The 22669-nt window shown below is 47.1% G+C and carries 16 protein-coding genes; 2 read left to right on the forward strand and 14 right to left on the reverse strand.

Going from position 1 to position 22669, the window contains the following annotated elements; translation table 11 throughout:
* Nucleotides 1-3: 3 nt before the first annotated feature.
* From MSA64_RS03445 to MSA64_RS03500, 12 genes are all read right to left on the reverse strand, one after another.
* On the reverse strand, nt 4-1206 hold the full coding sequence (locus MSA64_RS03445) for an LL-diaminopimelate aminotransferase (RefSeq protein WP_154431392.1): 1203 nt from the start codon (nt 1204-1206) through the stop codon (nt 4-6).
* A 35-nt stretch (nt 1207-1241) separates the two neighbouring features.
* On the reverse strand, nt 1242-2672 hold the full coding sequence (gene gatB, locus MSA64_RS03450) for an Asp-tRNA(Asn)/Glu-tRNA(Gln) amidotransferase subunit GatB (RefSeq protein WP_154431391.1): 1431 nt from the start codon (nt 2670-2672) through the stop codon (nt 1242-1244).
* Nucleotides 2673-4145 carry an Asp-tRNA(Asn)/Glu-tRNA(Gln) amidotransferase subunit GatA gene (gene gatA / locus MSA64_RS03455; RefSeq protein WP_287890559.1) on the reverse strand — a complete coding sequence of 491 codons (1473 nt, stop codon included), beginning with the start codon at nt 4143-4145 and terminating at the stop codon, nt 2673-2675. It lies immediately after the preceding gene.
* Between the two features lie 15 nt (nt 4146-4160).
* Complete coding sequence (gene gatC / locus MSA64_RS03460; RefSeq protein ID WP_118567704.1) at nt 4161-4454, reverse strand: Asp-tRNA(Asn)/Glu-tRNA(Gln) amidotransferase subunit GatC; 294 nt, start codon at nt 4452-4454, stop codon at nt 4161-4163.
* Nucleotides 4455-4476: 22 nt separating this feature from the next.
* Entirely contained in the window at nt 4477-5805 is a 1329-nt protein-coding gene (aspS, locus tag MSA64_RS03465; RefSeq protein ID WP_022173122.1) for an aspartate--tRNA(Asn) ligase, read from the reverse strand.
* Between the two features lie 29 nt (nt 5806-5834).
* Entirely contained in the window at nt 5835-6383 is a 549-nt protein-coding gene (locus tag MSA64_RS03470; RefSeq protein WP_154431389.1) for an ANTAR domain-containing response regulator, read from the reverse strand.
* Nucleotides 6384-6399: 16 nt separating this feature from the next.
* Complete coding sequence (locus tag MSA64_RS03475; protein WP_154431388.1) at nt 6400-7725, reverse strand: glutamine synthetase family protein; 1326 nt, start codon at nt 7723-7725, stop codon at nt 6400-6402.
* Between the two features lie 231 nt (nt 7726-7956).
* The gene (locus tag MSA64_RS03480) at nt 7957-9441 is read right to left on the reverse strand and encodes a glutamate synthase subunit beta (protein ID WP_154431387.1); all 1485 of its coding nucleotides are present in this window, start codon (nt 9439-9441) and stop codon (nt 7957-7959) included.
* A gap of 5 nt (nt 9442-9446) precedes the next feature.
* Nucleotides 9447-13991 (reverse strand): glutamate synthase large subunit, encoded by a 4545-nt coding sequence (gene gltB / locus MSA64_RS03485; protein ID WP_287890562.1) that lies wholly within the window; start codon nt 13989-13991, stop codon nt 9447-9449.
* Between the two features lie 14 nt (nt 13992-14005).
* Entirely contained in the window at nt 14006-15610 is a 1605-nt protein-coding gene (locus tag MSA64_RS03490; protein WP_154431385.1) for a CTP synthase, read from the reverse strand.
* Between the two features lie 349 nt (nt 15611-15959).
* A complete protein-coding gene (locus MSA64_RS03495) occupies nt 15960-16295 on the reverse strand; it encodes a hypothetical protein (RefSeq protein ID WP_287890564.1) in 336 nt (111 codons plus the stop codon).
* A gap of 26 nt (nt 16296-16321) precedes the next feature.
* Nucleotides 16322-16615: a transglutaminase domain-containing protein gene (locus MSA64_RS03500; RefSeq protein WP_287890565.1), complete on the reverse strand. Its 294-nt coding sequence runs from the start codon at nt 16613-16615 to the stop codon at nt 16322-16324.
* 259 nt (nt 16616-16874) lie between these two features.
* On the opposite strand from MSA64_RS03500, the gene MSA64_RS03505 reads away from it, so the two are divergent.
* Both MSA64_RS03505 and purF read left to right on the forward strand, forming a co-directional pair.
* Nucleotides 16875-18977: a glutamine synthetase III family protein gene (locus MSA64_RS03505; RefSeq protein ID WP_287890566.1), complete on the forward strand. Its 2103-nt coding sequence runs from the start codon at nt 16875-16877 to the stop codon at nt 18975-18977.
* A 13-nt stretch (nt 18978-18990) separates the two neighbouring features.
* Nucleotides 18991-20382, forward strand: a complete 1392-nt coding sequence (purF, locus tag MSA64_RS03510; RefSeq protein ID WP_154431380.1) for an amidophosphoribosyltransferase — start codon at nt 18991-18993, stop codon at nt 20380-20382.
* A 192-nt stretch (nt 20383-20574) separates the two neighbouring features.
* Here the strand turns inward: purF and cytX are convergent, their stop codons facing one another.
* Nucleotides 20575-21750: a putative hydroxymethylpyrimidine transporter CytX gene (gene cytX / locus MSA64_RS03515; RefSeq protein WP_154431379.1), complete on the reverse strand. Its 1176-nt coding sequence runs from the start codon at nt 21748-21750 to the stop codon at nt 20575-20577.
* A complete protein-coding gene (gene thiD / locus MSA64_RS03520; protein ID WP_287890569.1) occupies nt 21743-22558 on the reverse strand; it encodes a bifunctional hydroxymethylpyrimidine kinase/phosphomethylpyrimidine kinase in 816 nt (271 codons plus the stop codon). Before thiD ends, cytX begins: the two co-directional genes overlap by 8 nt.
* Between the last annotated feature and the right edge of the window lie 111 nt (nt 22559-22669).

Genomic DNA, 22669 nt, shown 5'->3' on the forward strand with positions numbered 1-22669 from the left:
GGTTTATTTCGCGAAGAGTTTTTTGAAGCGGTTCATGGCTTCTACAGTGGATTCGTAGGTTCCGAAGGAGGTCAGGCGGAAGTAGTTTTTGCCGTTTTCGCCGAATCCGGCACCCGGGGTTCCTACCACCTGGATGTTTTCAAGTAAGTAGTCAAAGCAGGTCCAGGAGTCCATGCCGTTCGGGCACTCGAACCAGATGTATGGGGAGTGGATACCACCGTAGAACGGGATCTGAAGTTCTGTCAGGGTGTCTGCGATGACTTTGGCATTCTTTTTGTAGTAGTTCAGGTTTTCCTGGCATTCTTTGATTCCTTCTTCTGAGAAGATGGCTGCTGCCGCGTTCTGTACGATGTAGGAGGTTCCGTTGTATTTGGTGCTCTGACGGCGGTTCCACATTGCGTTCAGGGACATTTTTCTTCCATCGGAGGAGGTAAATACCAGTTCTTTCGGAACTACGGTGTAGCCACAGCGGGTTCCGGTGAAACCGGCGGTTTTGGACAGGGAGCAAAACTCGATGGCGCATTTTCTGGCTCCTTCAATAGCATAGATGCTTCTTGGCAGTTCCGGATCGGAAATGAAAGCTTCATATGCGGAATCGTACAGGATTACGGCTTCGTTTTCCAGTGCGTAGTCTACCCATTCTTTCAGCTGTTCTTTGTTATAGCATGCTCCGGTGGGGTTGTTCGGAGAGCAGATGTAGATAACATCTACATGCTGGCTGTGGTCCGGCATCGGAAGGAAATCGTTGTCTGCATTACCGCTGATATACGTTACTTTATTTCCGCACATGGTATTGGAATCCACATATACCGGGTAGACCGGATCCGGAATCAGGATCACATTGTCGTGACCGAAAAGCTCGGTGATGTTTCCTGTATCACTTTTGGCTCCGTCAGAAATAAAGATCGCATCTGCATCCACTTCCACGCCGTTTCTTTTATAATAAGCTGCGATGGCATCTCTTGTTTTTGCATATCCTTGTTCCGGACCGTAACCTTTGAAAGTAGCAGACTGTCCCATCTCGTCTACGCTCTCATGAAGCGCTTTGATGGCACATTCGCACAGCGGACGGGTAACATCACCGATTCCCAGTCGGATCACCGGTTTGTCCGGATGTTTTTCGCTGTAAGCAGCAGTACGGTGTGCAATCTCTGAGAAAAGATAGCTGTCTTTTAACTGCAGATAATTTTCATTTAACTTTGGCATGATTGTTGTTCCTTTCCTTACGCTTTTTCACATTTTTATAATTTTTTCCGAAGCAGTTCGTTGACCATTCCCGGGTCTGCTTTGCCACGCATCTTTTTCATGACCTGACCAACCAGGAAACCAAGGACTTTTTCTTTTCCACTGTGGAATTCTTCCACGGTCTTCGGATTCTCCGCAAGTACCTGATCAACTGCTCCTTCGATGGCGCCACTGTCAGATACCATCAGGAGTCCTTCTTTTTCCATGTATGCCAATGGCTCCACATCGTCTTCCAGGATCTTTGCAAATACTTTTTTCGCATTTGCCTGATTGATTTTTCCTCCTTCGACCGCCTGGATCAGGTCTGCCAGGTGTTTCGGGGTAAAGTCCATATCTTCGGCTTCCATTCCTTTTTCTTTCAGCAACCGCAGCCCCTCTCCCATCAGCCAGTTGGCTGCCTTTTTCGGGTTTCCGCACAGATCGGCAGTCTGTTCGAACATATCTGCCATATGTTTGGTCTGGGTCAGAATAGAGGCATCATATGCCGGAAGACCGTACTGTTCTTCGTATCGGGCTGCGCGTTCTTCCTGAAATTCCGGCTGACGGCTTCGGATCTGTTCCATCCATTCCGTTGGAATCTGCATCGGCTGCAGATCCGGATCCGGAAAATAACGGTAGTCTTTTGCATCTTCCTTAGAACGCATCGCATGGGAGGATTCTTTGTTATCGTCCCAGCGGCGGGTCTCCTGAATGACTTCTTTTCCTTCTTCCAACAGTTCGATCTGACGTTCTCTCTCACCCTCGATCGCATGGGTGATCGCTTTGAAAGAGTTCAGGTTCTTCATCTCGGTACGGGTTCCCATACGATCGCTTCCCACCTCTCTTACGGAGAGATTGACGTCGGCACGCATGGAGCCTTCCTGTAATTTACAGTCGGAGATACCAAGATACTGACAGATCATACGCAGCTTTTCCAGATAAGCAATAACCTCTTGGGCTGTACGCATATCCGGCTCGGATACGATCTCGATCAGCGGGACACCGCTTCGATTATAATCTACCAGAGAGCAGTCTTCCCATTCATCATGGATCAGCTTTCCGGCATCCTCTTCCATATGCATCTCGTGTATCCGAATGGTTTTTTTGCCGTTTTCTGTTGTGATCTCCAGATGTCCATCGTGACAGATCGGCAGATATAACTGGGAAATCTGATAGTTTTGCGGATTATCCGGGTAGAAATAGTTTTTCCGGTCAAACCGGCAATACCGGTTGATCTCACAGTTTGCAGCCATTCCAAGTGCAAGTGCATATTCCACTACTTTTTTATTTAATACCGGGAGGGATCCTGGCATACCGGTACAAACCGGGCAGGTATGGGTATTCGGTGCTGCACCAAACTTTGTGGAGCATCCGCAAAAGATTTTCGTTGCCGTGGCAAGTTCTACGTGAACTTCCAGACCGATCACGGTTTCATACTGTTTTGCCATTTATTTTTCCTCCTTTGCCCAGGCTTTGGGAAATTCTACCCGCAGTTGTTCGTAAGCGGCTGCTGCCCGGAGTATCTTCTTTTCCTGGAAGCAGTCACCGATCAGCTGCATACCGATCGGCAGTCCCCTGCTGTCCATACCGCATGGAAGGCTGACGGCCGGAAGACCTGCCAGGTTCACGGCCACGGTGTAGATATCACTCAGGTACATCTGCAGCGGATCACTTAAACTGGTGCCGATCTTCGGGGCAGTGGTCGGAGAAGCCGGAGCCAGGATGCAGTCGTATTTCTGGAATGCTTTGTCAAATTCTTTCTTGATCAGGCCTTTGGCACGCAGTGCTTTCATATAATAGGCATCGTAGTAACCGGCACTCAGTACGAAGGATCCCAGAAGAATTCTTCGTTTTACTTCCTCGCCGAAGCCTTCCGCACGACTCTTTTTGTACATTTCATGCAGTTCTGTCGCACCCGGGGTACGGTAGCCGTATTTTACACCGTCGAAACGCTCCAGGTTGGAGCTTGCTTCCGCACAGGCGATGATATAATATGCCGGAATTACATAATCTACCATTCCCAGGGAGAAGAATTCTACTACAGCACCGTTTTTACTCAAGGTATGAACGGCATCTGCCAGAGCTTTTTTCACTTCTTCGTCACAGCCTTCTGCCAGATATTCTTTTGGAATACCGATGCGCATGCCGCTTAATCCACCGGATACCAGGCTATCATAAGATTCCACCGGTACATCGGCGCTGGTGCTGTCTTTGCTGTCATGTCCTGCGATAATCTCAAAAAGAGCTGCACAGTCTTTTACATTTTTACCGATCGGTCCGATCTGATCCAGAGAGGATGCATAAGCGATCAGACCATAACGGGATACTCTTCCGTAAGTCGGTTTCAGTCCGGTCACACCACAGTAGGCTGACGGCTGACGGATGGAACCACCGGTATCGGAACCGAGTGCCATTACCGCTTCTCCCGCTGCCACAGCCGCGCAGGAACCGCCGGAAGAGCCACCCGGTACATGTTCCGGATTCCAGGGGTTTCTGGTAACGCCGAATGCGGAAGTCTCTGTCGTACTTCCCATGGCGAATTCATCCATATTGGTTTTTCCGAGGATAACCATTCCGGCATCTTCTAACTGCTTCACTGCCTGTGCATCATAGGTCGGCACAAAGTTTTCCAGCATTTTTGAAGAACAGGTGGTTTTCTGTCCTCTGGTACAGATATTATCTTTCACAGCGATCGGTACACCTGCCAGCGGACCGGTGTATCTGCCGCTTTTGATTCCTTCTTCTACTTCTTTGATCCGATGAGCCAGAATCTTTTCATCCATGGAAACATAAGCATGCACCTGGGGTTCTGACGTCTGTATCTGTTTTTTGCAGGCTTCCACTGCTTCTTTTACACTGACGGAGCCGTGCCGGATCTGTTTTGACAGTTCCAGCGCAGACATCTGTAAGATTTCTTCCATTGCTTCTTCCTCCTGCTATACGGTCTTTGGTACGATATACTGATCTTCTTTTGCCTTCGGGGCATTTGCCAGAGAGTCTTTTCTGCCGTCCCCGTTGGTCACCTGGTCTTCCCGGAAGACATTCACCTCCGGTAAGATATGTACCAGCGGCTCTGCCTGATCCGTATCCAGTTCATTTAATTTTTCCACATAGGTCAGGATTTTTTCCATCTCATCCATGGCTTTCTGTCTCTCCTGTGGCGTCAGCGCCAGTTTTGCAAGGATCTCTACGTTATCCATGGTTGCTTCATCTATTTTTCTCTCGCTCATTCCCTGACTCCTTTCTGCCGTCTTACGGCTCCAGTCTGCTCATATCTCTCGGGAATAAGCAGGCTTCTCTTACATTATCTTCTCCCAGTAACTGCATGGTCAGTCGTTCCAGACCGATACCCAGTCCACCGTGTGGCGGCATACCGAAGCGGAACGCATCCAGATACTGTTCCAGGCCTTCTTCTGTCATACCTTTCTCCTGGATCTTCTCTTCCAGCATGGACAGATCGTGGATACGCTGTCCTCCGGTGGTGATCTCGAGACCATGATACAGAAGGTCAAAACTTAAGGTATAACGGGTATCCTCCGGATCATCCATCGCATAGAACGGACGTTTTTTACTCGGATAGTGTGTCACAAATACAAAATCTGCATTGTATTCTTCTTTGAAATATTTTCCGATCAGTTCCTCTTCTTCCGGTTCCAGGTCGAAAGGGTTTCTGATCTTTCTGTTGTATTTTTCGGAAACCAGGCGTTTCGCTTCATCAAAGCGAACATAAGGGATCTTTTCCACATCCGGCAGTGTGATGTTCAGAAGTTTCAACTCTTTGCTGTACTCTTTTTCCAGCAGGTTCATCGTATACTGCAGGAAGCCGGTTTCCATCGCACAGATATCAAGGAAACTGTGGATATATCCCATCTCAAAGTCCAGACTGGTGTATTCATTCAGATGTCTTCTGGTGTTGTGTTTTTCTGCACGGAATACCGGACCGGTTTCAAAGACACGGTCAAATACACCGACCATCATCTGTTTATATAACTGAGGACTCTGCTGCAGAACCGCCGGTCTGTGAAAATAAGAAAGCCGGAACATGTTTGCACCACCCTCAGCACTCTTTGCACCGATCTTTGGTGTGTGGATCTCGGTAAATCCCTGCTCATAGAGGAAATCACGGAAGCCTCGAACTATTCCTTCCTGAATACGGAATCTTGCCCGTTCTCTGATATTTCTCAAAGAAAGGGAACGACGGTCTAATTTTGCTTCCAGAGAAGTGTTTAATTTCCATTTGTCAATGGGAAGTGGCAATGGACAGGATACGTGAGACAGGTGACGGATGGTGGACAGCCGTACTTCTTTCCCATGGGGAGCCCGCTCTTCGTCTTTGATCTGACCGGTCACATGGATGTAATCTCCCTCTCTGATCTCAGAAAGTTCCATATCTGTCTTTCCTTCTTCCCATACGGTCTGGATCAGTCCTTCCCTTTTTCTCAAAATCACAAATGCGATTTCACCCATATCACGGATGCTGTGCACTGCCCCTTCCAGAATAATCGTTGTTCCTTCCTCTGCTTTCAGCAGATCTTCTAATTCTGCTTCTTCCTGTTGTTTTAATCCTGTAATGAATTCCATATCACATTCTCCTTTTCATGCAATTTCCGTCAGCCTTCTTCAAACAGTAAGGTCAGGATCATCTGTGCTGTCTCTACCATGTTGGTTCCATTATCCATGCTGCTTTTTTGAATATAGCGATGAGCCTCCTCTTCACTCAGATGATTACGTTCCATTAAAAGTACTTTCGCATTTTTTATATAATTGTCTTCCCGTTCACTGCGCCGTTTCGGCTTTCTGGCTTTCTTTGCCATCCGTTCCATCTGGTGCAGTACCATCTCTGCAGTATTGACCAGATCATAGACCTTTAACGGTGTGGTAAGAGATAAGATTCCGGTGTCTGCCGCACTGACGGTACTGGCAGATCCCAGAAGAACCAGTTCGAAGTGAGGAGGAAGGCTGTCAGCGAGTTCCGTATAATACATATCTTTCAGATGATACCCGCTGATCACCATTCCCGACTCATGTTCCCTGATCTCCGAAAGAGCAGCGGAAGCGGTAGCATAAGCAAATACCTGTGGAAATCCATGTCCCATCAGGATCTTACGGATTTTCTTTGCGTCTTCCAGCTTTGGTAAGACGATTACCACCACACTCATCAGCTGCCTCCCTTATCTATACGCGATAAAGATACCGGTTCAGTTCCCATTCGGACACCTGTTCCAGATAATCTTTCCATTCTTTTCGTTTGGCCTTCATATATCCTTTACGGTATGTTTCTCCCAGAACTTTTGATACAAGAGTATCCTGTCCCATGGCTTTGATGGCCTCCCCAAGATTTTCCGGCAGCATCTGGATTCCAAGAAGTTTTTTCTCTTCTTCATTCAGGTTCCGGATATCCTTGGTAAGTTCTTCCGGAACCTGCAGTCCTTTTTCAATACCTTCCATACCTGCTGCCAGACACAGGGCAAATACCAGATACGGATTGGACGCGGAGTCCGGACTGCGAAGTTCCAGATTCACTTCTCCACCACGTTCTTTTCTTACATGGACCAGTGCATTTCTCTGTATTCTTGACCAGGTCACTTCTGAAGGTGCCTCGAATCCGGGAACCAGCCGTTTATAAGAATTCACCAGTGGATTCATTACCGCAGTCATACCCTGTATATGATACAGGATACCCGCAAGAAATGCTTCACCTTCTGCACTTAATGCTCCATCCTCACCTTTGAATATATTCTTTCCGTCTTTCAACAGCCGCATGTTCAGATGCATGCCGGAACCATTAACTTCTGCCCGTGGTTTCGGCATAAAAGTTGCATGGAGACCGTAACGCTTTGCAATTGTACGGACTGCCATCTTAAAAGTCATGATCTTATCTGCAGTGGCCATCGCATTTTCATAAGTAAAATCAATTTCATGCTGTGCCGGAGAAATCTCATGATGGGAGGAATCGATCTCATATCCCATCTCTTCTAATGTAAGAATGATATCTCTTCTCGTATTTTCTCCCAGATCAATAGGGGAAGTATCCAGATAACCGGCCTTTTCATGCGTCAGCGTGGTTGGCATTCCATTGTCATCGGTATGAAACAGGAAGAATTCGCACTCCGGATTGACCTTCAGTGTGTACCCTTTTTCCTGTGCCTTTTTTACTACTCTTTTTAAAATAGATCTCGGACTGTCCTCAATCTCTGTGCCATCTTCTCTGCACACATCACAGAGAAAACGAGCAACCTTCCCCTGCTGGGGTCTCCATGGCAGAATGGAAAACGTGCTCAGATCCGGTTTCAGATACAGATCTCTTTCTTCCTCACCGGTAAATCCATCCAGGGATGCGGTATCGATGGTACAACGGTTTTCCATAGCTTTGATCAGTCTGCTGCTCGGGATTGCCACATTTTTTAATACTCCAAACATATCTGTAAACTGCAGGCGGATGAATTCTACATCTTCTTCCTCCACCATCTGCAGAATCTCCGATTTACTATAATTCTCCATATTGTTCTCCTTTTTCTTACGCATATATTATCAGTTACGTTCTGTCACTCCAAAGGATGCTATTGCAGCTGTTCGGCAGTTTCACGTTACTGTCTGCTGAACAGTTACGTTTTTCACAACTCAAAAAGGGCGACCTTATCCAGAGTTTCCCCTTCGGATAAGACGCCCTTGCCTTTTATGTTCCGTATTATAGCAATCGGACTTTCTCTTGTCAATACTTCATTAAAAATTTTACAGGTTTGTATATCCCATCAGGGATCGATCCACGGCTTTCGCTGCCTCTCTTCCTTCCCGGATAGCCCATACAACCAGTGACTGACCGCGGTGCATATCACCGGCGGTGAAAACACCCGAAACGCTGGTTTCGTATTCGTCCGGTTTTGTCAGAACATTGGTTCTCGGGTTCAGATCGATTTTGAAGGCATCGGTGACGTATTTCTGGCTTCCCAGAAAACCGGCTGCGATCAATACCAGCTGCGCATCTATAACTTTCTCACTTCCCTCAACGGGAACCATCATCATACGTCCGCTCTTTTCATCTTTTTTAGGCTCCAGGCTGACGATCACTGCTTTTTTCACATTTCCGTTTTTGTCTTTCTGGAATTCTTTTACCGTTGTTTTATAGATTCGCGGATCCTGACCGAAGACTGCGATAGCTTCTTCCTGACCGTAATCAGTTTTCAGTACCTTCGGCCACTCCGGCCACGGGTTGGATGGCAGTCGCTCCACGGACGGTTTTGGCATCATCTCCAGCTGTGTGACGGATTTTGCTCCCTGGCGGACAGCGGTACCCACACAGTCGTTACCGGTATCACCACCACCGATGACTAACACGTGTTTTCCTTTTGCAGAGATTGCCTTTCCATCTGCAAATCCTGAATCCAGCAGGCTCTTGGTTACAGAAGAAAGATATTCCACTGCGAAGTAAATATTGCCGCTCTCTCTTCCCGGCACATTGATATCCCTGGGGTTGGAAGCTCCGCATGCCAGGATCACACGGTCAAACTGTCTTTTCAGTTCTTCTGCCGTGATATCTTTTCCCACATCCACACCGGTCTTAAATTCCACACCTTCGGCTTTCATCAGCTCGATTCTGCGATCCAGAATCTTTTTATCCAGCTTCATGTTAGGAATACCATAACGGAGCAGTCCACCGATCCGGTCATGGCGTTCGAAAACGGTCACACTGTGTCCTCTGCGGTTTAACTGCTGCGCTGCTGCCAGTCCGGAAGGACCACTTCCTACTACCGCCACTTTCTTTCCGGTACGGATCTTCGGAGTCTGTGGCTGTACCCAGCCCATCTCGTAAGCATGTTCGATGATGGCACGCTCATTTTCTTTTGTGGATACCGGTTTTCCGTTCAGATTACAGGTACATGCCGCCTCGCAGAGTGCAGGGCAGACACGGCTGGTAAACTCCGGGAAACTGTGTGTTTTTGTAAGTCTTTCATAGGCCTGTTTCCAGTTGCCGCTGTACACCAGATCATTGGTTTCCGGTACCAGATTATGCAACGGACAGCCCGAAGCCATGCCGGCTAACATGGCTCCGTTCTGGCAGAAAGGAACGCCACACTCCATACAGCGTGCTCCCTGTTTCTGCTGTTCTTCTAAAGGCAGCGGAGTACGGAATTCGTTAAAATGACGGATTCGTTTCAAAGGTTCCTCTACTGCTGCGTTTTTTCTTTCATATTCCAAAAATCCTGTCGCTTTTCCCATTTCTCTTACTCCTCCGTCGGTTTGGTCTGGAAACTTTCATAGAATGCTTCCATCTGTGCCTGCTCTGTGCTCATTCCTTTCTCTTCCAGCTTTGCAGAAAGAGCGATCATCTTCTTGAAATCATTCGGGATGATCTTTTTGAATTTGGGCAGATACTCCTGGAAATGCTCCAGAATCAACGCACCTCTCTCGGATCCTGTGGCTTCCACATGTTCCTCGATCAGTTCTTTCAGTTCTTTGATATCGTATTTGTTTTCCACTTTTTCAATGGAAATCATATCTTTGTTCAGATTCCGATACAGATGGCTGTTCTCATCGAGTACATAAGCGATACCACCGCTCATACCTGCTGCAAAGTTCTTTCCTGTCTTACCAAGAACGACCACGCGGCCACCGGTCATATATTCACATCCATGTTCTCCCACACCCTCTACAACTGCGTAGGCTCCGGAGTTACGGACTGCAAAACGTTCCCCTGCCACACCATTGATAAATACTTTACCGCTGGTGGCTCCATACAGGGCTACGTTACCGGCGATGATATTCTCTTCTGCTTTGTATCCTCTGTTCTTCGGCGGGAAGACAACCAGTTTTCCACCGGAAAGTCCTTTTCCATAATAATCGTTGGTATCACCGCACAGGCGCAGTGTCAGTCCTTTCGGGATAAATGCCCCGAAGCTCTGTCCGCCGGCACCGGTACAGTTGATGGTAATAGTGTCTTCCGGCAGTCCGTCTTTGTGCTGACGGGTGATCTCTGCACCGAGGATCGTACCGAAGGAACGGTCGGTGTTGCCGACTTTCAGATCCAGAGAAGCTTTCGTTCCCTTCTCTACGGATTTCTCCAGTTTCTTTAACAGTACTTTCTCGTCCAGCGTTTTTTCCAGCTGGAAATCGTATACTTTTTCCGGACTGAACGTCACACACTCTTTTTCTCCCGCATATGGGTTGTACAGGATCTGAGACAGATCCATCTTTGCTGCCATCGGTGTTTTTGCGTCTTCTTTTACTTTCAGAAGGTCACTTCTTCCTACCATCTCATCGATCGTGCGAACACCCAGTTTTGCCATATATTCCCGCAGCTCCTGAGCGATAAAGCGCATGAAGTTCTCTACGTATTCCGGTTTTCCTTTGAAGCGTTTTCTCAGTTCCGGATTCTGGGTAGCTACACCTACCGGGCAGGTATCCAGGTTGCAGACTCTCATCATCACGCAGCCCATGGTTACCAGCGGAGCGGTTGCAAAACCGAACTCTTCCGCACCGAGCAGTGCTGCGATAGCCACATCACGGCCGCTCATCAGTTTACCGTCTGTCTCGATCCGGACACGGTTTCTCAGACCATTCTGTAACAGAGTCTGATGGGTCTCTGCAAGTCCCATCTCCCATGGAAGACCTGCGTTGTGGATAGAACTTTCCGGAGCGGCTCCGGTACCTCCGTCGTATCCGGAGATCAGGATAACCTGTGCACCGGCTTTGGCAACACCTGCCGCAACCGTACCAACACCTGCTTCTGAAACCAGTTTTACGGAGATTCCTGCGTATTTATTTGCGTTTTTCAGGTCGTAGATCAGCTGTGCCAGGTCTTCAATCGAATAAATATCATGATGTGGTGGCGGGGAGATCAGACTCACACCCGGTGTGGAATGTCTGGTCTTTGCGATCCACGGATATACTTTTTTCGCCGGAAGATGTCCGCCTTCACCGGGTTTTGCACCCTGCGCCATCTTGATCTGAATCTCTCTTGCACTTACCAGATATCGGCTGGTAACACCAAAACGACCGGATGCTACCTGTTTGATTGCAGAACATCTGTCATTATCGCTTCCTGCGGAATCCAGTCTGTCATCACTTTCACCGCCTTCACCGGTATTGGATTTTCCATGGAGATGATTCATGGCAATTGCCAGTGTCTCATGGGCTTCCTGAGAAATAGAACCATAGGACATGGCACCGGTTTTGAATCGTTTTACGATCTCATCCACGCTTTCTACTTCGTCGATCGGCACACCATTTTCCGGATAATTAAAGTCCATCAGACTTCTCAGATAGCCGCTCTGTTCTTCGTCTACCATTGCAGTATACTGTTTGAACATATCATAGCTTCCGGTCCAGGTGGACTGCTGCAGCATATGAATGGTCTGTGGATTGTAACGGTGTTCTTCTCCACCGCTTCTTCTTTTATGTTTTCCAAGGCTGTCCAGTGTCAGATCACTGGCCAGTCCCAGCGGGTCAAATGCCTGGGAATGTTTCTCATCCACCTGTTTTGCGATATCTTCCATAGTGATACCACCCACGCGGCTGACGGTTCCGGAGAAATATTTGTCGATAACTTTCTGAGAGATACCGATGGCTTCAAAAATCTTCGCACCCTGGTAAGACTGAATAGTGGAAATACCCATCTTGGAAGCAATCTTTACGATACCATGCAGGATTGCTGCATTGTAATCATCCACTGCGGCATAATAATCTTTGTCAAGCAGTCCTTCTTCGATCAGTTCCCGGATACTGTCCTGGGCCAGATATGGGTTGACTGCACATGCACCATAACCTAACAGTGTTGCAAAATGATGGACTTCTCTCGGTTCCCCGGACTCCAGGATCAGGGCCAGAGATGTCTGTTTCTTTGTATTGACCAGATGCTGATGTACGGCAGATACCGCTAACAGGGACGGAATCGGCACATGGTTTTCATCCACACCTCGGTCGGAAAGAACCAGAATATTGGCACCATCTTTGTATGCTTTATCCACTTCCACAAACAGACGGTCGATCGCGCGTTCCAGTTTCGTACTCTTATAATAGGTAATCGGAACAACTGCCACCTTGAATCCCGGTTTGTGCATCTGTTTGATCTTCAGCATATCCGTATTGGTCAGGATCGGATTGTTGATCTTTAATACCTGGCAGTTTTCCGGTTTTTCCTCCAGCAGATTACCCTTTTTACCTACATAGATCGTGGTGCTGGTGACGATCTCCTCTCGTATCGCATCGATCGGCGGGTTGGTTACCTGGGCAAATAACTGTTTGAAGTAATCGAATAACGGTCTCTGTTTTTCAGAAAGTACTGCCAGTGGTGTATCCACACCCATGGCTGCAATTGACTCTCCGCCGTTCAATGCCATGGTACGGATAGAATTCTTATATTCTTCATAGGTATAGCCGAATGCTTTCTGAAGCTGTTTTCTCTGCTCTTTACCGTATTCTTCCACATGTTTGTTCGGGATCTTCAGTTCTTTCAATTCTACCAGATTGCTGTCGAGCCATTCACCATACGGCTGTTTGGTCGCATAGATTTCTTTCAGTTCTTCATCCTGATAGATTTTTCCTTTTACAGTATCGACTAACAGCATCTTTCCAGGGTGCAGACGCTCTTTTAACACGATTTCTTCTTCCGGTACTTCCAGAACGCCGACCTCGGAAGCCAGGATCACATCCCCGCTCTTTAATACATAGTAACGGGATGGACGCAGACCGTTACGGTCAAGAACCGCACCGACCAGATCACCGTCAGAAAATACAATGGAGGCAGGACCGTCCCACGGCTCCATCATAGTTGCATAATATTGATAGAAATCTCTCTCATCCTGATCCAGTGTTTTATTGTTCGTCCATGGTTCCGGAATGGTGATCATAACTGCCAGTGGAAGCGGCATACCACTCATGACCAGAAATTCCAGTGTATTGTCAAGCATGGCAGAGTCAGATCCTCTGGTATCTACAACCGGCAGGATCTTATGCAGCTGATTTTTCAGATGGGAGGATTCCATTGTTTCCTCACGTGCCAGCATCTTGTCGGCATTACCGCGAATAGTGTTGATCTCACCGTTGTGTACGATAAAGCGGTTCGGATGCGCTCTCTCCCAGCTTGGATTCGTGTTGGTACTGAAACGGGAGTGTACCATGGCGATGGCTGATTCATAATCTTTATCCTGCAGATCGCCGAAGAAGGTGCGCAACTGTCCTACCAGAAACATACCTTTGTATACAATCGTACGGCTGGACATAGATACTACATACGTATTTTCATTACTCTGTTCAAAGACGCGGCGGGCGATGTACAGTTTCCGGTCAAATTCCAGACCTTTTTCCACACGGACAGGTTTTTTGATAAATGCCTGCACGATGTGTGGCATACAGACTCTGGCTTTGTGTCCGAGAACTTCCGGATAAACCGGAACTTCACGATAACCAAGCAGTTCCAGGCCTTCTTTTTCCACGATGATCTCAAACATCTTCTTTGCCTGGTTGCACTTCAGTTCATCCTGCGGGAAGAAGAGCTGGGCGATACCATATTCTCTCTCCTCTCCGATCTCGATTCCCAGTTTTTCACATTCTTTTTTGAAAAACTTATGGGAGATCTGCAGGAGGATACCTACACCGTCTCCGGTTTTTCCTTCTGCATCTTTTCCTGCACGATGTTCCAGATTTTCTACGATTTTCAGAGCATTCTCTACAGTAGTGTGGCTTTTGATACCTTTGCTGTTGATGACCGCTCCGATACCACAGTTATCATGCTCAAATTGCTGTCGATATAAACCTTGATTTTCTTTCATCACATTTTCTCCTCTCACTGGTGATACGCTACTGCCGCCTGGATCAGTCCGCGGAACAGCGGATGTGCGCGGTTTGGTCTGGATTTCAGTTCCGGATGTCCCTGGGTTCCCACGAAGAATGGATGACCGGGAATCTCAAGCATCTCTACGATGCGTTTGTCCGGTGACAGTCCGGAAAGTACCATTCCGTTTTCTTCCAGTTCCTGTCGATAATCGTTATTAACTTCATAGCGATGACGATGTCTTTCGCTGATTTCTTCGGTTCCGTATAATTCTCTTGCCTTGCTTCCTTCTTTCAGGATACATGGATAGGCACCGAGGCGAAGGGTTCCGCCCAGATCTTCCACACCGTTTTGTTCCGGCATCAGCGCAATGACCGGATGTGTGGTTTCCGGATCCAGCTCGATGCTGTTGGCATCTTTATAGCCGATCACATCTCTGGCAAATTCCACGATCGCCATCTGCATACCCAGGCAGATACCAAGGAACGGGATCTTTTCTTCTCTCGCATAGCGGATGGCCTCGATCTTTCCTTCCGTACCACGGGTTCCGAAACCGCCAGGTACCAGAATACCATCCACTCCTTTTAACTTCTCTGCTACATTTTCCGGTGTGATTTCTTCAGAGTCTACCCAGCGGATCTTTACATTCGCATGTGCTGCGATTCCACCGTGTTTCAGTGCTTCTACCACACTCAGATATGCATCATGCAGCTGAATGTATTTTCCGACCATGGCAATCTCCACTTCGTAGATCGGATTTCTCAAACTGTCTACCATCTCTTTCCAGTCACTCAGATCCGGTTCCGGGCAGGGAAGCTGCAGAGATTCACATACCACCTGTGCCAGATGTTCTTTTTCCATGGCAAGAGGTGCCTCGTACAGATAATCCACATCCAGATTCTGTAATACATGATTCACCGGAACGTTACAAAACAGTGCAATCTTTGCTTTCATCTCTTCCGAGATCTCATATTCACTCCGACATACCAGAACATCCGGCCACAGGCCCATTCCCTGCAGTTCCTTGACACTCTGCTGCGTTGGTTTTGTCTTCATCTCCCCGGATGCTTTCAGATACGGAATCAGAGTCACATGGATCAAAACCGCATTCTCATGACCGATTTCATGCTGAAACTGACGGATGGCCTCCAGAAACGGCTGGCTTTCGATATCACCTACCGTACCACCCACCTCGATGATTGCTATGCGGTTATCATCCTCTGACTTTGGTTTATAAAAACGATCTTTGATTTCATTAGTTATATGCGGGATTACCTGTACGGTTCCTCCGCCATAATCTCCGTGACGTTCTTTTTGCAGAACGGACCAGTAGATTTTTCCAGTTGTCACATTGGAATTCTTATCCAGGCTCTCATCAATGAATCGTTCATAGTGTCCCAGATCCAGATCCGTCTCGGTACCGTCATCCGTAACGAACACTTCCCCATGCTGAATAGGATTCATCGTACCCGGATCCACGTTGATATATGGGTCAAACTTCTGCATAGTCACTTTATAGCCTCTGGCTTTCAGAAGTCTCCCAAGCGAAGCTGCCGTAATTCCCTTTCCAAGGCCGGATACTACGCCACCTGTCACAAACACATATTTTACTGCCATCACATTTTCCTCCTCGTTTGAAAAACTATGAGAAATACGTTTTCCGAATTTCTCAGGTTGTCGCAACAGTCGCCAAGGCCTCATGCAGCCACATACTTTGGCTCGTTGCTTACGCAAAAAGGCGTCAGAAACCCTTTCGGATCTCTGACGCCTTTGTCAGTGCTTTTTAATGCTAATATTATGTCCCTTTCCTTTTATTTTGTCAATTCTTTTCTGCTGTTTTTTTTTGTTTTTCCTTTTTGCCCTGTTTTTCGACAGATTTTTTCCATTATCCGTACAACATAACCATATCGAAGTTCTATTCTCTCTTTCCGGTTGAGTGTATTACCTCCGATTACTTCCAGTTTTTTCATAAATGCAGAGACTGTCCGCATCTCATAAGGCTCCAGATTCTGCTGTCCATAGATAGATTTTCCAGAATCTCACATACGCGAAGATATGCACCTGCCTCTACTCCCTGATATTTTTCATGAATTTTCTGATCTACTTCACCGGTTTTCCATCCAAGGCTCATAGATATTCCGAGAAAAGCCGGCAATTTCTGCATTTCTTCTGTATAGATGCGGACTTTTTTCTGTTGATCTGCCCGGGCAAATTTTCTGTGCATCCACTCATAGTCCAGGATTCTTCCGATCTCCAGAATCCCAAGACAAAGAATAACCAGAAGCAACCTGATTTGCCTCAAAGGACGGATCTTCCAGAGCAGTATTTTTACTCGCCTGCCCCGGTCAGTTTATTAATCCCGCTTGCTTCGCTGTGAATATCATCCCCGGACAGATAGTATCCTTCCACGTAGCGGGTCAGAATACCATACGCACGAAACGCTTCTGCGGCTGTTTCGGCATAATACACATCATTGTCTTCTTTTCCCTCTGTCAAAAACCACCGAATCGGATCTTCGCCTTCCGGAACTTCTGACACACCCTCTGTGTAAGTGGTCTCTTCGCTGAGTCTTTTCCGAATCTGCTCCAGCGCACTGTAGATACCGTTACAGTTCCTCCTCATTATTCCATAAGCGCAAAATATTTTATTAAATCATCGTAGCATAATACCCCATTTTCTTCAACAATGTAATGTTTATTTCCATGCAAATCCGGAAAATTTTTTTGTTTTTTTTCAAATCAGGGATTGACAATCCAGAATATCCGTGTATACTACAGGACATAAAGCAATGGCGCTTTGAACTTGGAAACAGGTTCAAGGCGTCTTTTTTTATCTTTAAACATTCTGAAAACACTATGGCAATCAGAAAGGAGAACAAATCATGACACATGAAGAAATTCCTGCTTTATATGGAAGCCTTGTTTTTAACGATAAGGTAATGCGTAACAAACTGCCGAAGGATATGTACAAAGCACTTCGCAAAACAATCGAAAACGGAACTCATCTTGAGTTGGACGTAGCTAATTCTGTAGCCGTTGCCATGAAAGAATGGGCTGTAGAAAACGGTGCCACTCACTACACCCATTGGTTCCAGCCGATGACCGGTTTCACAGCTGAAAAACATGACAGTTTCATCACACCGGTTGGTGACGGCGAAGTTATCATGGACTTTTCCGGAAAAGAACTGGTAAAAGGTGAACCGGATGCATCCAGTTTCCCGTCAGGCGGACTTCGTGCTACTTTCGAGGCAAGAGGTTATACAGCATGGGATCCTACATCACCGGCTTTCATTAAAGATGGTACTTTATATATTCCGACGGCTTTCTGTTCTTACAGCGGTGAGGCACTGGATAAGAAAACCCCTCTGCTCCGTTCCATGGAGACACTGAACACAGAAGCAGTAAAGATGCTGAAACTCCTGGGAAATGAAACTGTTACCAGCGTATCCACAACCATCGGACCGGAACAGGAATACTTCCTGGTAGACAAAGACCTGTATAAGAAGAGAAAAGACCTGGTATTCTGCGGACGTACTCTGTTTGGTGCACCTGCTCCAAAAGGACAGGAAATGGAAGATCATTACTTTGGTTCACTGAAACCAAAGGTTGCTGCTTATATGCATGATCTGGATGTAGAGTTGTGGAAACTTGGTATCCCGGCAAAAACAAAACATAACGAAGTTGCTCCTGCACAGCATGAGCTGGCTCCGATCTTCGATACCGCAAACGTAGCCGTTGACCACAACCAGCTGACCATGGAAATCATGAAAAAAGTGGCTGACAAACATGGTCTGGTATGCCTGTTACATGAAAAACCATTCGAGGGCATCAACGGAAGCGGTAAACATAACAACTGGTCTCTGATAACCAACGATGGGGTAAACCTGTTAAATCCGGGAAGCACACCGGCACAGAATATCCAGTTCCTGGTATTTCTGATGGCTGTCATCAAAGCCGTAGATGAATATGCAGATCTGATGCGTGTATCTGCAACCAGCGCCGGCAACGATCACCGTCTGGGCGGTAACGAAGCTCCGCCGGCTATCGTATCCATCTTCCTTGGTGATGAACTGACTGCAGTTCTGGAATCCATCGAAAATGATACTTTCTTCGGAAAACAGAAAAAAGTACAGCTGGATATCGGTGCTCATGTACTTCCGCACTTTGTAAAAGATACCACAGACCGTAACCGTACTTCACCATTCGCCTTCACAGGTAATAAATTTGAATTCCGTATGCTTGGTTCTGCAGCATCTGTTGCAAACCCGAATGTGGTACTGAACACTGCTGTTGCAGAAGCTCTGTCTCAGTTTTATACCGAACTGGAAGGAACCAAACCGGAAGATATGGAACAGGCCGTACATGAACTGATCAAACGTGCCATCCGCAAACATAAAAAAGTTATCTTCAACGGCAACGGTTATACCGATGAGTGGGTTGCTGAAGCAGAAAAACGCGGATTATATAATCTGCCGTCTACTCCGGACTGCCTGCCACAGCTGTTAGCAGATAAAAACGTGGAACTGTTCACCAAACATCATGTATTTACAAAAGAAGAACTGGCTTCCCGTTATGAGATCAAACTGGAAAACTATGTAAAAACCATCGGTATCGAGGCTCGTACTCTTGCAGAGATGATCACCAAAGATTTTCTGCCGGCTGTCAGCACCTATGCCGCTGAGGTTTCCAAAAACGCAGCAGCAAAGAAATCCTTTATGGCTGCCGCTGATACTGCTTCGGAAGAAGCACTGGTTGAAAAACTGTCCACTGCTTACACTACTCTGACTGCAGAGGTAACAGAACTGAAAACCCTGATTGATACTTCTTTCGCTCTGGAAGATACCCAGAAATGTGCAGAAGCATTCCATGATCAGGTACTGGCAAAAATGGAAGACATCCGTACCATTGCCAGTGATATTGAAGCTTTAATTCCAGATTCTATCCTGAGCTATCCTACTTACGATCAGCTTTTGTTCTCCCTGTAGTGAGGTGGAATCTATGTGTCAGGATGAACGGATTAAAGAAGCCTGCGGTGTATTCGGTATTTATAATCCCCACGGGGAAGATGCAGCCTCTTCCATCTATTACGGGCTCTCTTCCCTGCAGCACCGTGGACAGGAATCCTGCGGAATCGCTGTGTTTGACACCAGCGGTCCCAAGGGAAATATGAATGTACAAAGAGGGATGGGACTTGTCAGTGAAGTTTTTAAAGAAGATGTTCTTTCAAATATGAAAGGAAATCTCGGTATCGGGCATGTCCGTTATTCCACAACAGGGGCGGCTACATTGAGTAACGCTCAGCCCCTGGTTCTGAATTATATTAAGGGAACTCTGGCTCTCGCTCATAACGGCAATCTGGTAAATACCGAAGAGCTTCGCAATGAACTTGCGCAAAACGGAGCCATTTTCCATACAACAACTGATTCAGAGGTTATTGCTTATTATATTGCCAGAGAAAGAGTCCGTACCAAATCGGTCGAAGAAGCGATCATGAAGACCGCCGAAAAGATCAAAGGTGCTTACGGTCTGGTCATCGCAAGCCCCCGCAAGCTGATCGGTGTCCGTGATCCCCTTGGACTGAAACCTCTTTGTCTTGGTAAGAGAGATGATTCTTATATCATCGCCTCTGAAAGTTGTGCACTGACTGCAATCGGTGCACAGTTCCTCCGTGATATCAAACCTGGTGAGATCGTAACGATCACCCGGGAAGGTATCACCTCTAACCTTACCTTATGTCAGTCCCGGCAGGCTCATTGCATTTTTGAATACATTTACTTTGCCCGTCTGGACAGCAAACTGGACGGCATCTCCGTATATGAGTCCCGACTTCGTGCCGGTGCAGCGCTTGCCAAAGCCTATCCCGCAGATGCTGACCTGGTCGTCGGTGTTCCTGACTCAGGAATTACTGCCGCACAGGGATTCGCGGCGGAATCCGGAATTCCTTTTGGACTGGCATTCTATAAAAACAGCTATGTAGGCCGTACCTTTATCAAGCCTACTCAGAAGGAACGGGAATCCAGTGTACGTCTGAAATTAAGCGTCCTGGAATCCGCTGTCAAAGGAAAAAATATTGTGCTGGTCGATGACTCCATCGTGCGTGGAACTACGATCGCCAATCTGATCCACCTTCTGAAACATGCCGGTGCAAAAGAAGTGCATGTGCGCGTCAGCTCACCGCCTTTCCTGTACCCATGTTATTTCGGTACCGATGTACCGTCCAATCAGCTGTTGATCGCCTCTTCCCATTCAACGGAAGAGATCCGACAGTTAATTGGAGCTGATTCCTTAGGATATATGAAGATCGAAGATCTCCAGTCGATGGTCGGTGACCTGCCACTGTGCAGAGCCTGCTTTGACAATCACTATCCGATGGATATTCCAAAACAGTAATCGCGGAAGAAGTATCACTTCTCCGATTACATACATCACATTTTTCTTACGCAAGGCGTATACCTCTCTCCAAAGGTATGCGCCTTTTCCCTTTGTTTCACACTTTGACATACTGTTCGCATAAAGAAAAGAAGTGTCAGCAGCTTCTTCTGTCGACACCTCTTTCTGAACATTTCATTTATAATACTTTTTTTACTTATTTTTCTTTCCAGCCACTTTTCCCCAGATCAGACAAAGTACCATCGTGATCACCATATCCGGCAGTGTGTTTCCCACCGGCAGATCTACCTTCATCAACATCCGGTACAAAACAAATCCGATCACCCACAGGATCATATTGGAGATCTGGATTTCTTTTTCACTGTGATCTTCTTTTAATAGGAAGAAATCCCCGATCTGGATCGCGATCATCGGAGCAAATACCGAACCGATCAGGTATAAGAAATCCGTGATATTATCCATCGGATACACAATAGCTGCCAGCGCGCCCACAATCGTCACACCAATGGCAATATATTTTCCGTTCAATTTATGGCTCAGAGTCTCACTGGAGATTCCTGCGGAATACGCATCCAGGAAAGTCGTGGTAACGGTGGAGAAAATGATGATCAGAAGACCCACGATACCAAGTCCCGCCTTCACCATGATCTGCGCGATATCACTCTCGCCGGTATAGATGGCAGCCCCCATACCGATCAGATACATCCAACAGCTGATCACTCCATATACAACAGCACTCACTGCGGTCGCTTTGACCGGCTCTTTTGCTTCTCTTGTGTAATCACTGATCAGCGGCAGCCAGGATAACGGCATTGCAACCGCCAGTTCCACTGCTGCTCCAAAGGTCAGTCCGTCCGCTGCCACGCTCGCTGCATGGTAATCTCCAAAGAAAATAACTTTACAGAGGATCAGTGTCAGAATAAACAACGCCGCCATCGCAACTGTATTTAATTTTCCAAGATTTGTGATACCGATCACAAGCCACAGGATGATCAGTCCACCGATCACCAGACACCAGACCCAGTTACCCACACCGACTGCCTGATTGGCTGCCAGTGCACCGTCATAGATCATGATGGCCGTCCAGCCCACCAGCTGGATCACATTTAACAGGGCAAATAACAGACTGCCTTTCTGTCCAAAGCTGATTTTTACGGTTTCCATTGCACTTTTTCGCACTTTACCGCCGATCACACCTGCTAAAAATAAAAGGACGCAGCCGATCAGATGTCCCAACAAAATAGCTGCCAGACCTTTTTTCATCCCCAGAGACGCCAGATACGTTCCGGTCAGGATCTCTGCGATAGATACTCCCGCACCGAACCATATCAGTCCGTTTTCAAACAAAGAAGTCCGTTTTTCACTCATGATCCTGTACCTCCTTTGCATATTCTCCGGTAATGGCAAATCCGTGGTTCATCGGACCGCTGCCCTTGCCGAGATCCAGCATAGCTGCCAGAGCACCGGAAATATAGGCCTTTGCGCGCTCTACAGACACATCCATAGGAAATCCCTTTGCCAGGTTGGAAGCGATCGCGCTGGAAAGCGTACAGCCGGTTCCATGAGTATTCGGGTTATCGATTCGTTTTCCGTAAAACCATTGGCAGGTTCCTTCATGATAAAGCAAGTCATTGGCATCATTCACCTTATGACCGCCTTTTAACAGAACCGCACATCCGTACTGATCACCGATCACTTTAGCCGCCTCCATCATCTCCGCTTCAGAAGTGATAGTCATACCGGAAAGTACTTCTGCCTCCGGGATATTCGGTGTCAGGATCTGTGCCAGCGGAAACAGATATTCTTTTAAGGTGCTTACCGCGTCTTCACTGATCAGTCTGGCTCCGCTGGTAGCCACCATAACCGGATCAACCACGATATTTTTTGCATCATACTCTTTCAGTTTTTCTGCAATCTTTATGATCAGACCGGAGGACGAAACCATTCCGATCTTCACTGCATCCGGAAAGATATCTGTGAAAATATTGTCCAGTTCCTCTCCTAAAAATTCCTCAGTTGCCTCCATAATTGCTGTTACGCCGGTTGTATTCTGGGCTGTCAGAGCCGTGATGGCACTCATGGCATATACGCCATTGGCCATCATCGTCTTGATATCTGCCTGGATGCCGGCGCCTCCGCTGGAATCACTGCCAGCGATTGTTAATGCTGTTCTCATATTTTTTCTCCTTTGCATATGAATTCACCATTACTTTTTTATAGCGACGAAAGGTGGTGCCCCCAATCCGCCGCGTATCAAAATTGATCCACCGGATCAATTATTGATATG

It is taken from the genome of Oliverpabstia sp. (assembly GCF_022785585.1).
Lineage (GTDB): Bacteria > Bacillota > Clostridia > Lachnospirales > Lachnospiraceae > Oliverpabstia > Oliverpabstia intestinalis.

What these genes read in the sequence shown, in the direction of transcription:
- MSA64_RS03445 (WP_154431392.1), bottom strand. Translation starts at nt 1,206, where the DNA reads ATGCCAAAGTTAAATGAAAATTATCTGCAGTTAAAAGACAGCTATCTT.
- gatB (WP_154431391.1), bottom strand. Translation starts at nt 2,672, where the DNA reads ATGGCAAAACAGTATGAAACCGTGATCGGTCTGGAAGTTCACGTAGAA.
- gatA (WP_287890559.1), bottom strand. Translation starts at nt 4,145, where the DNA reads ATGGAAGAAATCTTACAGATGTCTGCGCTGGAACTGTCAAAACAGATC.
- gatC (WP_118567704.1), bottom strand. Translation starts at nt 4,454, where the DNA reads ATGAGCGAGAGAAAAATAGATGAAGCAACCATGGATAACGTAGAGATC.
- aspS (WP_022173122.1), bottom strand. Translation starts at nt 5,805, where the DNA reads ATGGAATTCATTACAGGATTAAAACAACAGGAAGAAGCAGAATTAGAA.
- MSA64_RS03470 (WP_154431389.1), bottom strand. Translation starts at nt 6,383, where the DNA reads ATGAGTGTGGTGGTAATCGTCTTACCAAAGCTGGAAGACGCAAAGAAA.
- MSA64_RS03475 (WP_154431388.1), bottom strand. Translation starts at nt 7,725, where the DNA reads ATGGAGAATTATAGTAAATCGGAGATTCTGCAGATGGTGGAGGAAGAA.
- MSA64_RS03480 (WP_154431387.1), bottom strand. Translation starts at nt 9,441, where the DNA reads ATGGGAAAAGCGACAGGATTTTTGGAATATGAAAGAAAAAACGCAGCA.
- gltB (WP_287890562.1), bottom strand. Translation starts at nt 13,991, where the DNA reads ATGAAAGAAAATCAAGGTTTATATCGACAGCAATTTGAGCATGATAAC.
- MSA64_RS03490 (WP_154431385.1), bottom strand. Translation starts at nt 15,610, where the DNA reads ATGGCAGTAAAATATGTGTTTGTGACAGGTGGCGTAGTATCCGGCCTT.
- MSA64_RS03500 (WP_287890565.1), bottom strand. Translation starts at nt 16,615, where the DNA reads ATGAGGAGGAACTGTAACGGTATCTACAGTGCGCTGGAGCAGATTCGG.
- MSA64_RS03505 (WP_287890566.1), top strand. Translation starts at nt 16,875, where the DNA reads ATGACACATGAAGAAATTCCTGCTTTATATGGAAGCCTTGTTTTTAAC.
- purF (WP_154431380.1), top strand. Translation starts at nt 18,991, where the DNA reads ATGTGTCAGGATGAACGGATTAAAGAAGCCTGCGGTGTATTCGGTATT.
- cytX (WP_154431379.1), bottom strand. Translation starts at nt 21,750, where the DNA reads ATGAGTGAAAAACGGACTTCTTTGTTTGAAAACGGACTGATATGGTTC.
- thiD (WP_287890569.1), bottom strand. Translation starts at nt 22,558, where the DNA reads ATGAGAACAGCATTAACAATCGCTGGCAGTGATTCCAGCGGAGGCGCC.